Raw genomic sequence first — 12,275 nt, 5'->3', positions numbered from 1 at the left:
TTTACAGATACCCCGCCACACGGAGACGCTCGAACGCATCTTCCGACTCATGATCCATGGCACGCCCGGCACGCTCGGACGTCTTGCTGCTTTCCAGCTCGGCAATCACCTCGGCCACTGTGGCCGCATTGCTCTCAATCGGGCTGGTGATGTCCTGGTCGCCCAGCGAGCGATACCGCTTGCCGTCCTTGGCGAAATACAGATCCACAAGGGGAATACCCTCGCGCTCAATGTACCGCCAGATGTCAATCTCACGCCAGGCCAGCAGCGGATGCACACGGATATGCATGCCATCTTCATACGGCGTTGCGTACTGATCCCAGAATTCGGGCGGCTGATTGCGCACGTCCCAGCGATGCCCGGCGCCACGTGGGCTGAACACACGTTCCTTCGCACGCGTGGCCTGCTCGTCACGGCGGATACCGGCAATCACGCCACGCAGCTTGTGCTTGTCAATCATGGCTGCCAGACCCGCCGTCTTGCGGGCGGCAGATCGTGCGGCAGGCGGCAGGGACGGATCAATCTCTTCAACCGGCGGGCAGTATCCAAGAAGCAGATCCAGATCCCACTTCTTGGTGTACTCGTCCCGGAAGGCATACATTTCCGGGAATTTCTTCTCGGTATCGACATGCATGACCGGGAACGGCACGCGCCCCATGAACGCCTTGCGCGCCAGCCAGACCATGACGTTGCTGTCTTTTCCCAGAGACCACAGCAACGAAAGGGGTTTCAGTTTCCGGTAGGCTTCACGCAGGATGAAAATGCTCTGAGCTTCGAGCTGGTCAAGATCATCCATGACGCGCGGTTCCGCCAGTGTGTGTGTCCGCGTCATTGTCCGCTCCATATTCATGCCGGCCGATGAATGCCGCATTCAGTCTTGGCCAGACCGGCCCAACGACCTGCCCGCCCGTCTTCTCCTTCTCCCACCGGCCGCGTACAAGGTGCACAGCCAATCGAAGTGTATCCTTGTGAAACCAATGGATGCCTTGGCAAATTCCGCCTGCACATTTCGGCTTCAATTTTTTCCGGTCCCCAACCTGCCAGCGGATTGAGCTTCACGCTTCCGTCAGGTTGTGGGTCCACAACCGGGAGTGCTGCGCGCGTTGACGACTGGCTACGCTTGCGACCTGTCAGCCACACGTCAAATTCCGGCAACACAAGCTCCAGAGGCTCGACCTTGCGAAGCGCACAACAGGCATCAGGATCAAAAGCAGAAAGCTGGTCTTGTGGATCGCGACTTTCCAGTTCCGTCTTAGCCGGAGAAATAGTCCTTACGTCGAGCAGACCAAGAGCCTCGGTCAGTTCATCACGATAAGCCAGCGTCTCTGGGAAGTGACGTCGCGTGTCCAGAAAGAAAATCGGAACAGACGGATCAATCCGGGCAACTTCATCCAGAAGGATCGCAGATTCCGCACCAAACGAAGAAATAACCGCAACCCGCCCTTTCAGACTGACCAGTGCCTCTTCAAGCGCATGGCCCTCCGGTGTTTCCAGAAGATGTCGAAGTTCAGATTGCGAAAGAGGCATACACTGCACCCATATCTATCATCAGATTTGTCAGAATCACGACGCTCAGAAGACATAGGCGTGCCGCGAAGATAATTCAACTATTTTATTTTGTATAACTATATTAAATGGTTTAATTGAGGATTTCTTATTAATCCAAAAACAACTTGGTTATTTTCGCCACTTCATGGCTATTTTTTTCAAAACTAGCCTTTTGCCTTCTCTCCAAAACTAGAAAAATAAAGACAATCCCAATTTGGCACACTTCATGCATTCAAATCAGACATGAACTCGTGTCTATTCCTTTCTGGTCAAAGCCTTCCGCGCTTCCTTGTCTGCAAGACCGTGCAGCCGCAGGTAATGGCGAAACTGGTAGTAGGTCAGCCCCAGAAGCTCCGCAGCCTGCCTCTGGCTGAACTGCGCCTCACGCAGAGCGCCTTCCAGAAGGGTCCGCTCATGATTTTTCACCGTCGCCGAGAAATCCAGCGGGAACGTCTGCGCGCTTTCCGACGGAGCACCCGGGGTTACCCGAGGCACCACAGCCGCACACGCTTCCCAATCGGGCATGAGGAACGGATCAAGGATAATATCGTCCAGCCGTCGCTCGGGGTTTTCCATTCGGTACACACTACGTTCCACCACATTCCGCAGCTCTCGCACATTGCCCGGCCAGTTGTGCTCCATCAGACATTGCAACGCCTTCGCGGAAAAACCAGCGAAAAGCTTGCGGCCCAACTCGGCACTCATCTTCGTGGCAAAATGCTCAGCCAGAAGAGGAATGTCCTCTTCCCGTGCTCTCAGCGGCGGAACATTGACCACATCGAAAGCCAGTCGATCCAGAAGATCCGGCCGGAACGTCCCTTCCTGCGCCATGGCAGGCAAATCAGCATTCGTGGCACCGATCAGGCGCACATCCACCCGGATCGTTTCATTGCCACCAACACGCTCGAAACTGCCGTACTCAATAACGCGGAGCAGTTTTTCCTGAACGGCAAGCGAGGCTGTACCAATTTCGTCCAGAAACAGCGTCCCGCCGTCCGCACGTTCAAACCGCGAGAGACGCCGCTTCTGCGCACCGGTAAACGCACCAGCCTCATGCCCGAACAGTTCGCTGTCCAGCAGGGCTTCCGGCAACGCCGCACAGTTCAGCTTCACCAATGGCGCGTCCCAGCGATCCGACAGGAGCGCAAGTCGGGCGGCCACCAGCTCCTTGCCTGTCCCACGTTCCCCGATCACCAGAACGGGGCGCTTCAACGGGGCAAGACGGGAGATCTGGTCCAGCATCGCCAGAAATGCCGGAGCCCGCCCGATGGGTGTCGGAACTTCGTCCGCTTGGGTGGATCTCGCCATTTCTGAGCCTCGTTCGCCACTTCAGATTGTCACAACCATAACATCCCCAAAACGAGCCCGCTGACAAGACAGGTCATTGTGCTCTAATCCAGTTCTCAGGAAGGAAAGCGTCATGGGTATTTTTTCTCGGCTCGCCGATATCGTGAACTCCAATCTCAATGCGATTCTCGCCACAGCCGAGGACCCGCAGAAGATGATCCGTCTCGTGATCCAGGAGATGGAAGACACGCTGGTTGAAGTCCGCAGCCAGGCCGTCCGCACCATTGCGGAACGCAAGCAGCTTGAACGCCGCGTGCGCACCATGATGCATGAAGAAGACGAATGGCATCGCAAGGCCGCTCTCGCCATCGAACGGAACCGTGACGATCTCGCCAAGGCCGCTCTTGCCGCCCGTCATACGGTCGAACAGTCCCGTGAAGGACTGGAACGCCAGATCGCACAGGTGACGGAAGGGCTGGAACACCAGAACGACGATATTGTCAAACTTCAGGCCAAGCTGGCGGATGCGAAATCCCGCGAAAAAACCCTGACCATGCGTGCGCGCACGGCAGAAGGGCGCCTCAAGACACGTGAAAAGCTCTATGATACCCGCATTGACGATACGCTGGGCCGTTTCGAGCAGGTGGAACGGGCGCTGGATGAGCTGGAAGGCAAGGCAGAGGCCTACGATCTGGGTCGCAGGTCCGGTCGCCCTTCTCTTCACGAAGAACTCGCGGCACTTGAGACAGATGCGGCGGTAGAAGATGAGTTTGAAGCGTTGAAGCGCCGAATTTCAGAAAAGAAGCGTGATGCCTGATGAGAGCAGGAAGAAAGTCTGACTTATGAATGAGGACTTTGTTGGCCTTGTCGCCGTCGTCCTGACCCTGGGGTTCATCCCGGCGCTTATCCTCGGGCCACGCCTGCTGCGCGCCCGCGCAAGTGGACCTGTGAATCAAGGGAGACCAGACCCACATCTTCAGGCTGCCCTGACACAGGCCGAAGCTCATGCTACGCGTCTGGAAGAAAGGATCGACCAGCTCGAACGCATCCTCGATGAGGATATCCCGGGCTGGCGCGCTAGGAGTTCACGATGACGTCCCGCACCGCCCTGCGCATGCTGCTGCTGGCCACGCTGGCAGGGACAGTTTCTGTCCCTTCGGCCGAGGCCGCGCGCGTTTCCATGTCCGGCGAAGACCTGGATCTGGCGATTCCATGCACAGGTCAGGTGCGGATCGTCGTGGACTCCACAATGAAAGATGGCGCGACTCTCGACAGCAGCAGCGCCACACAGGTCACCATGCGAACAGGCAAGGAAGAAGCGGACAGCCGCATTTCCATCGCCACCAAAGCCTGCGCGCCCAATGGCAAGCTGACCATCAGCGTCTCGCCCTATACCGGCGTCTCAATCCATGACAGCCATGACACAAGCTTCGTCATCAAGGGCAAGCTCGCATCACTGGACGCCAGTCTCGATTCCAACACCATGGACGTTGAGAATACCCAATCTCTGGACCTGAGCATGCATGGTTCTTCCAACGTCCATATCGGCTCTCTTGAAAGAGCAGCCCAGATCGTTGCGTCAGGCACATCAACCTTCACAGCCGATTCTGCCCAGTTAACGGCTCTCTCGGCACAATTGACCAATCAGGCCTCGTTCACAATTTCCCAAGGCGACATCGAGGCCCTGACAATCGTCACTGCGGATAATGCCTCTGCCACCGTTCTGGGCAATGCCTCCGTCGCCACGGTCACAGCCAATGGCACAGGCGCTGTGAATATAGAGCGTGTGTCTGGCCCGATCGTACGATCGGGCAGCGGATCTGTTCGTGTCGGCGCGCAGAACGGCGAGATCTATCGCCCAACCGAGACGGCACCAGCACCAACCTCTCCTGCACATGAAGTGCCGACACCTCCACCAGCAACCATACCCGAGCCCGCACCGACAGCACCTGTCGCGCCGCCCCCGCCGGCCGATGTCCCTCAAACCAGTGCATCACAGCCCAGCATCCCTCCCGTGACACAGGAAAATTCTACGTCATCAAACGGTCCGGTCACACCTCCGCCTCAACCTGCACAGGAACCAGTTCTGCCTTCACAGGCTGTTGCCTCTCAAAATCAGACTCCCGCACCTGAAGTAGCCCCCCCAACCGCCCAACCTCCCGTTGTCAGTCAGCAGGAACTTTCTGCTCCACAACTGGCCACTCCTTCCACATCCACAGCTTCTGGTGCGCCCGAAGCGCCTCATGTCGATCCGACTTTGTCTGTCCCGACGCCTCCCTCCTCGAAGCCAGCCTCAGATGAGGCAGGCAAACAAGGAGGCTAACACGATGGCCAGAACACCTTTCCTGCTCCGCCTCAGTCAGGGAGGCGCGGCTTTTGCTCTGACCGTGTCCTTCGCAACTTCTGCTCTGGCACAAACACGTCCTGAACCGCCGACACCTCCCAACCCACCGACGCCCCCCTTCACCATAAGCGCCCCGCTGTCCGGCCCCTCTCTCGATCTGGCACCCAGTTGCCTCACAGACCTTCATATCCGCGCGGGCCTTACGCCGTCCGTCCTGAGCGGAAACGCTGTTCTGACCAACACAGGTCAGGACACTCTGGAACTCAGTCTCAAAGATCAGTCCTGCAATACGGAGGGCAGTGCAGACATCCAGGTTCCAGAGGGAACAAGTCTAAGCTTTCGGGGCAATGAAACGCAGATCACAGCCACAGGCATTCTGGGGAACATTAGCGGCTTCACAGCAAATGGTGACGTTGAGATTGAACAGGCCCGTGACGTCTCACTCCGGATGACCGGATCGGGAAATGTCTCGATCAATACCCTCGTCGGCACTGTCAAAATCCAGAATTTCTCTAATGGCGATCTTTCGATCGGATCGCTAAGCTCTCCCAAGACCGACCTCTCAGCCACATCCAGCGGCGATTTGCTCATAAAAAGCGGCTGGGTTGACGCTCTCTCGATCCGCGATATGGGTTCGTCAGATATCTCAGCCCATGTCCGTGCAAAGACTGCACATGTAGCCGTTTACGGAAGCGGAAACGTCACGGTCGATCATGTCTCGGAAACCGTGTCCCAAACACATTACGGTAGTGGCAACCTGAATGTTCAGACAGATCCCGGCGCACGCGTCGAGACGCCGAACAGGATAGATGGAAACGCTATTGCCAGGGATGTTCTGGCCAGCGTCGGAAGCAGACTGGAAAATACGGACCGCAGCCACTCCCCGATCATTCTGAACACCCACTTGTCTCATCATCACAGCCTCCTGCGACTGATCCTTACACTGGCCATCATAGGGCTGATCCTGCGCCATGCGCGGCGCTATCGCGAACGCACCGGCCAGTCGTTTTTCGCAACTCTCTGGACCAATGCTGTCGAAGGTTACGCCTCGTTCGTTCGCAACTGGGAAGCACGGATGCGGGAACGGCGCGGCGAAGAAGCCCATACACCCGTCGAGCCGCCCCACGTTCATTATACCCGCCGAGCCGTAGATCTCTATCAAGAGATCATTCACACCGCTCGTGAACAGAAGCAGCGTCATGCCAGCCAGACAGGTCCTGCTACTCCAGATACTGTAACCCTCAGCCCGGCGCTGATCCGACTGAACGACCGGCTCTCGCGCCTCGAACCAAGGCTCGCGCGAATGGAACAGTTCGTCACGTCTCCGGATTTCGCTCTGGAACGGCAGTTCCGGGACCTGGAGCGGTCGGCTTGAACAAGACAGACTTTGACGTAGGCGGTTGGTCAGGGTAGGGGCAGAAGGGTGAATGCCGTTCTTGATCCCATAGCGGCCCTTGGCCGTGCCGTCCTCGGCCTCGTCCGCCAGTCGGGCGCTCTTGCCATGTTTGCGCTGGAGGCGCTGTCGCATCTGGTGCGACCGCCGTTCTACTGGCGCATCTTCCTGTCCACGCTGATCGAAACGGGATTTTTCTCCCTGCCGGTCGTCGCGCTGACGGCCCTGTTCTCAGGAGCGGTCATTGCCCTTCAGTCCTATGTTGGCTTCGGGCAGTACCATGTGCAGAGCGCAATTGCCGGAATTGTGGTGCTGGCCGTCACCCGCGAACTTGGTCCCGTTCTGGCAGGCCTGATGGTCGCCGGACGCGTCGGTGCGGCCATGTCCGCCCAGATCGGCACCATGCGCGTCACGGATCAGATCGACGCGCTCACGACGCTTTCGACCAACCCGATGAAATATCTGGTGACGCCGCGCTTGCTTGCCGGAACAATCGCCCTGCCCTGCCTCGTCATCGTGGCAGACGTTCTGGGCGTTCTGGGTGGCTTTACGGTCTCGGTGGCAAAACTCGGCTTCTCACCGTCCACATACATCACGGCTACACTGGAGTCCCTGAAGACCATCGACGTTGTCGTCGGACTGGTTAAAGCGGCCGTCTTCGGTTTCCTGATCGCCCTGCTGGGCTGCTATCATGGCTATAACAGCCGTGGAGGCGCAGAAGGCGTCGGCTCTGCAACGACCGCTGCGGTGGTAGGAGCCTCCATCCTGCTTCTGCTCTTCGATTATCTCCTGACAGATCTGTTTTTCTCCCAATGAGCACACCCAAAATCCGCATCCGCGGCCTCTCGAAGGCTTTCGGCTCCAAGGTCGTGCTTGATGGAATCGACCTCGACGTCGAAACCGGCACCTCGATGGTCATCATTGGTGGCTCAGGTTCCGGAAAATCCGTTCTTCTGCGCTGCATTCTTGGCCTGATCCAACCGGATACCGGCACGATCGAGATTGATGGCGAGAATATTCTCACTGCGTCTCGCAGCCGTCAGGAAGCCATTCGCCGACAGATCGGCATGCTGTTCCAGAATGCCGCCCTGTTCGACAGCATGAGCGTGGCCGACAACATCGCCTTTGGTTTGCGCGCCAAGCATTCCGATCGTGATGGCCCAGTCCCGTCCCGCGCCAAGGCACGTGAACTGGCAGGAGGCATCCTTCAGCAGGTAGGTCTCGATCCGTCTGTCGGCCAACTCAGCCCGTCCGAACTTTCCGGGGGCATGCAAAAGCGTGTTGGGCTGGCGCGCGCCATCGCCGGCCAGCCGAATATTCTGTTCTTTGACGAACCAACGACCGGTCTTGATCCCATTATGGGGGCCGTCATTGATGGCCTGATCGTGGATTGCGTACAGAAGCTCGGCTCGACAGCCATCGCCATCACACATGACATGGCCTCCGCCCAGCGCATCGGAAACAAGGCGGCCATGCTCTATCACGGCAAGCTGGTCTGGCAGGGGCTAGCAGCGGACCTGATGCACTCTGGCAATGCCATGGTGGATCAGTTCACCCACGGCCGCCGCGAAGGGCCAATCACCATGGAACTGCGCAAGTGAACACGTTCCGCCGTCCCCCGATTTCCAAAAAAGTCTGGCAGCGCTTGGGTCTGACCTATCTTATCGCACTGCCGATGCTCTGCATCCTGTTCATGCATCCTCCCAAGACCCAGAACCTGCTGATCCAAGCCCTGATGCTGCTCCTGATCGTCACGGCAGCCCGGATCATGGCACGGCTCATCATCCGTTCAGACGATTAACACCTCTCTGACTGGATCATAACGGGAACACTCCCTATATCGGGAAAGCATCCCGCCCCCATCCAGCGAGACATTCCCTTTGGCCAAGAAACCTACCGCACGTTTTGTCTGCCAGTCTTGCGGAGCAGTTTACTCCAAATGGGCGGGAAAATGCGAAGCCTGTGGGGAATGGAATACGCTGGTTGAGGAAGCGGCTGAACCAACAGCACGCAAAACCGGAAAACTGAGTTCAGGCCGGCTACAAACAGTCAGGCTCGACGGGCAAGCCAAACCGCCGCCGCGCATTACGACAAGCATTGCAGAGCTGGACCGTGTTCTTGGTGGCGGCCTTGTGCCAGCGTCCGTCGTGCTGGTGGGCGGCGATCCGGGGATCGGCAAATCCACCCTGATGCTCCAGACAACCTGCGCCCTGGCCCGAAGCGGCCACAAGGTTCTGTATGTCTCAGGCGAAGAATCCGTGGATCAGATCCGCATTCGCGCGCAACGGTTAGAATTGGCCAAAGACAGCAAAACGCTGGACTCACTGGACCTCGCAGCCTCCATCAACGTCGGAGACATTGTGGGATCTCTGGAAAACGATCGCTCCCATACAGTGGTTGTCATCGATTCCATCCAGACGATGTGGCTGGAAAGCGTGGAAAGCTCACCAGGTTCTGTCGCGCAGGTTCGGGCCAGCGCCTTCGAATTGATCCGGCTTGCAAAGACACTCGGTTTTGCCCTGATCCTGATCGGACATGTTACGAAGGAAGGCTCTCTGGCCGGCCCGCGCGTTCTGGAACACATGGTTGATGCGGTCATGTACTTTGAGGGTGATCGCGGCCATCAGTTCCGTATCCTGCGCGCCGCCAAGAACCGTTTTGGCGCCACGGATGAAATCGGTGTCTTCGCCATGACTGACACGGGCCTGACGCAGGTTCCCAATCCTTCCGCCCTGTTCCTTGCAGAACGGCGAGGCAATATTGCTGGATCTGCCGTTTTTGCTGGTCTGGAGGGAACGCGCCCAGTCCTGCTGGAAATCCAGGCGCTCCTTTCTCCGAAAGCCGGTGACGGCGCGCCCCGCCGCGCCGTTGTAGGATGGGACACATCCCGCCTGAACATGCTTCTGGCCGTTCTTGATGCGAGATGTGGTCTGAAACTGGGCAATATGGATGTTCATCTGAATATCGCAGGTGGCCTACGCGTGAACGAACCTGCTGCGGATATGGCGGTTGCTGCGGCGCTGATTTCCGCCGCGACAGGACAGCCCACATCTTCAACAGCCGCTTACTTTGGAGAGGTCGGCCTTTCAGGCGAAATCAGACAGGTCAGTCAGGCCGACCTGCGCCTGAAAGAAGTCGCCAAGCTGGGCTTCGGGGAAGCCATCCTGCCAAGACGTGTATCAACCGCCTCTGCGCGCGCGAAGCCTCCTACTGGCCTTCGACTACATGAGATCGGTCACCTGACTGATCTTGTAGAAATGCTGACGGAAGACAAGAAAAGTTCCCAATAAGCAAACGTAATAATTTCTAAATTTAACGAATTATTACCGAACCAAGCAAAGATAATTATGATTTAACAATCCGGAAGACACTTATCTTCTGGCATGCAGCAATTCCGAAGCTGACCTGTCGACTGTTCCTTCTCACACAACAAGGAATTCTCATGTCGATATCTTCCAGTATTTCTACCAACCCGAATAATATAACAGTCTTTTCAGGCGGGATAATTCAAAGTTCTTCAGAGGCCAAGAACCCAACAGAAATTTCTTCTGGGACAACAGTTTCGGGAATCACAGCCTCAGGTATTACTCAGTATGTGGCAGGATCTGCCGTCAATACGATTGTCACAGGAAAATATCAGACGGACCCCAGTGACTGGAACGCTTATTTCCAATCAGGAACACAAATCATTCAGTCCGGGGGTGTGGTTTCCAACACGGAAGTCAAATCTGAATTCTACAACTACTACCATCTCCTTAACTCCAACAGAACATCTGCCTCTCAGGTCGTACAAAGCGGGGGCAAAGCCTTCGATACGACCCTGACGGGAGATGCGACAACCATGACACCAGGAGTGGGTGGAAGATATTCACTGGAAACTGTCCCAGCACTTCAGACTGTGGAAAGTGGAGGCATGGCCAGTGGCATTCATGTTCAGAGCGGTGGAGTTTCCATTGTAAATTCTGGCGGTGTGGCGAGCGCCACAACATTGAGTGGAAGCACAGAGCATTTCTTTCTGGCAACTTCCACAACTGACCAGAATGCAGGCACCAAAACAGTTCATATCAAAGGCGCACAGATTGTTTTTGGTAGTACGACGGGAGTGACCATCTTTTCTGACGGGCTACTGGAAGTCGCAGGAGAAGCTACCCAGGTCGTTATTTCAAGTGGTGGCCTGCTTGCCGCAGAAAAAGGCAGTACTCTCTCGGGAATCTCTGTCAGTAGTGGCGGAACTCTCGAAGTCGATGCGGGTAGCACAATCGTGGATCCGGTTTCCGTACAAAGCGGCGCCATTTTTATTTTTGATGGTACAGACAATACCAGTAACACTATCAGTGCCAGTATTGTTTCCAAAAGCGATGATGCTGCAGGGACTGCAACGCTGGAGGTTATTTCCTCAGGCGCCACAATCAGGGAAATTGATGTCCAAGGAGACTTTTCATCTCCCCTATACTTTACCCGCGCAGCCTCAGGAAATGCATTCGAAATGGGGTTTGGCACCCCCTGCTACTGTCCGGGAACGCTGATCGCGACCGAAGAGGGAGAAATTCCTGTTGAAAACTTCCAGATCGGGATACGGGTCCAGACAGCATCTGGAGAACTTCGCCCGGTTCGATGGATCGGACAACGTGCATATGATCCAATCTTCGCTTACGGAAACAGAGATGTCCTACCAATTCTGTTCCGAAAAGGCTCTCTGGGAAACAATCTCCCGCGTCGGGATCTGACTATTTCCCCCCTGCATGCGATGTTCGTGGACGGCTACCTCATCCCCGCGCTGCATCTGGTCAATGGGCTATCCATCATCCAGATCGAAAAACCCGATCAGATCAGTTATATTCATATTGAATTGGAAACCCACGATATTCTTCTGGCGGAAGGTGCGCCTTCGGAAAGTTTTCTGGATGACGGTTCACGCGGGATGTTTCACAACGCTCAGGAATACAGCAAACTCTACCCGGATGCCCCCGTTCTTCGGGCGCAATATTGTGCCCCACGGCTGGAAGATGGACCAGAACTGGCCCACATTCATCAACGCCTGAAAAACTTTGCGTACCACCATTTTTCCCAAAGTGCCGCGTGAAGAGCAAAGGATAAGCTGGAACTGTGCCGAAACCTCTGGTCGGTTACATTGATGTCTGCGACCGGGAACGCGTCGCAGGATGGGTTGTCGATCTGGCAGCAGAAGACCATCCCGTTCGCCTACGCATTCTGATGGACGGTCACCTTGTTGATGAGATTGGCGCCAAAACGTTTCGGGCTGACCTGCTTCACATGCCAAGGCAAGGTCAATGCGCTTTTGAATGTGTATGGCCTGAGGCCCTTCCTCATGAAGGGTGCCTGATAGAAGTCCTGGACAGCCTTCTTGATCGACCCATCACAGGATCTCCGTTCTATATTGAGCCTCTCCCCAGCAGTCTTGCAGGATCCATCGACAAGACCGATCGGCTCCATATTGCCGGCTGGGTACGTGATGACCTCAACCCGGAACGGACCGTCTGGCTGACAGCCGTCATCGACGGAGAACCCACGACCCGTTTCCCAGCGAACCATTTTCGGCGAGACCTGCGCGAAGCAGGTGGAGGGATCGAAGAACTGTTTGTTGATGCGCTTGTCTGATGATTTTAGTTTTTTGGCGCTTTGATTGAGGGTTTCCGGGGTGACTTTCGCTCTGCGTTTTGAGCAGATCACGGTCCATCGCCG

13 protein-coding genes are annotated in these 12,275 nt (G+C 56.3%); 10 read left to right on the top strand and 3 right to left on the bottom strand.

Features of this window, described 5'->3' with window-relative positions:
* Position 1: 1 nt before the first annotated feature.
* From cysD to pspF, 3 genes are all read right to left on the bottom strand, one after another.
* Positions 2–796 (bottom strand): sulfate adenylyltransferase subunit CysD, encoded by a 795-nt coding sequence (gene cysD, locus J4P41_RS07590; protein WP_023944213.1) that lies wholly within the window; start codon positions 794–796, stop codon positions 2–4.
* A gap of 50 nt (positions 797–846) precedes the next feature.
* Complete coding sequence (locus J4P41_RS07585) at positions 847–1,527, bottom strand: phosphoadenylyl-sulfate reductase (RefSeq protein WP_426066654.1); 681 nt, start codon at positions 1,525–1,527, stop codon at positions 847–849.
* A 276-nt stretch (positions 1,528–1,803) separates the two neighbouring features.
* Entirely contained in the window at positions 1,804–2,856 is a 1,053-nt protein-coding gene (gene pspF, locus J4P41_RS07580) for a phage shock protein operon transcriptional activator (RefSeq protein ID WP_426066653.1), read from the bottom strand.
* Between the two features lie 112 nt (positions 2,857–2,968).
* On the opposite strand from pspF, the gene pspA reads away from it, so the two are divergent.
* From pspA to J4P41_RS07530, 10 genes are all read left to right on the top strand, one after another.
* Positions 2,969–3,652 (top strand): phage shock protein PspA, encoded by a 684-nt coding sequence (pspA, locus tag J4P41_RS07575; protein ID WP_426066652.1) that lies wholly within the window; start codon positions 2,969–2,971, stop codon positions 3,650–3,652.
* A gap of 25 nt (positions 3,653–3,677) precedes the next feature.
* Complete coding sequence (locus J4P41_RS07570; RefSeq protein ID WP_023944220.1) at positions 3,678–3,929, top strand: envelope stress response membrane protein PspB; 252 nt, start codon at positions 3,678–3,680, stop codon at positions 3,927–3,929.
* Positions 3,926–5,158, top strand: a complete 1,233-nt coding sequence (locus J4P41_RS07565; protein ID WP_426066651.1) for a hypothetical protein — start codon at positions 3,926–3,928, stop codon at positions 5,156–5,158. Before J4P41_RS07570 ends, J4P41_RS07565 begins: the two co-directional genes overlap by 4 nt.
* A 4-nt stretch (positions 5,159–5,162) precedes the next feature.
* Entirely contained in the window at positions 5,163–6,554 is a 1,392-nt protein-coding gene (locus J4P41_RS07560; RefSeq protein WP_426066650.1) for a GIN domain-containing protein, read from the top strand.
* A gap of 48 nt (positions 6,555–6,602) precedes the next feature.
* Positions 6,603–7,388 (top strand): MlaE family ABC transporter permease, encoded by a 786-nt coding sequence (locus J4P41_RS07555; protein WP_415514940.1) that lies wholly within the window; start codon positions 6,603–6,605, stop codon positions 7,386–7,388.
* Complete coding sequence (locus tag J4P41_RS07550; protein WP_426066649.1) at positions 7,385–8,173, top strand: ABC transporter ATP-binding protein; 789 nt, start codon at positions 7,385–7,387, stop codon at positions 8,171–8,173. The genes J4P41_RS07555 and J4P41_RS07550 overlap by 4 nt, the downstream gene beginning before the upstream one ends.
* Complete coding sequence (locus J4P41_RS07545) at positions 8,170–8,373, top strand: hypothetical protein (protein ID WP_426066648.1); 204 nt, start codon at positions 8,170–8,172, stop codon at positions 8,371–8,373. The genes J4P41_RS07550 and J4P41_RS07545 overlap by 4 nt, the downstream gene beginning before the upstream one ends.
* A gap of 79 nt (positions 8,374–8,452) precedes the next feature.
* Positions 8,453–9,862: a DNA repair protein RadA gene (gene radA, locus J4P41_RS07540; protein ID WP_426066647.1), complete on the top strand. Its 1,410-nt coding sequence runs from the start codon at positions 8,453–8,455 to the stop codon at positions 9,860–9,862.
* A 152-nt stretch (positions 9,863–10,014) separates the two neighbouring features.
* Positions 10,015–11,655, top strand: a complete 1,641-nt coding sequence (locus tag J4P41_RS07535; RefSeq protein ID WP_426066646.1) for a Hint domain-containing protein — start codon at positions 10,015–10,017, stop codon at positions 11,653–11,655.
* 23 nt (positions 11,656–11,678) lie between these two features.
* Positions 11,679–12,191 carry a hypothetical protein gene (locus tag J4P41_RS07530; RefSeq protein WP_426066645.1) on the top strand — a complete coding sequence of 171 codons (513 nt, stop codon included), beginning with the start codon at positions 11,679–11,681 and terminating at the stop codon, positions 12,189–12,191.
* The last annotated feature ends 84 nt before the right edge of the window (positions 12,192–12,275 follow it).

The organism is Gluconobacter sp. NFX36 (genome assembly GCF_049887835.1).
Classification (GTDB): Bacteria; Pseudomonadota; Alphaproteobacteria; order Acetobacterales; family Acetobacteraceae; genus Gluconobacter; species Gluconobacter japonicus_A.
Note: the sequence above shows the minus strand (reverse complement) of the source record. Positions and strands in the feature narration are given on the sequence as shown.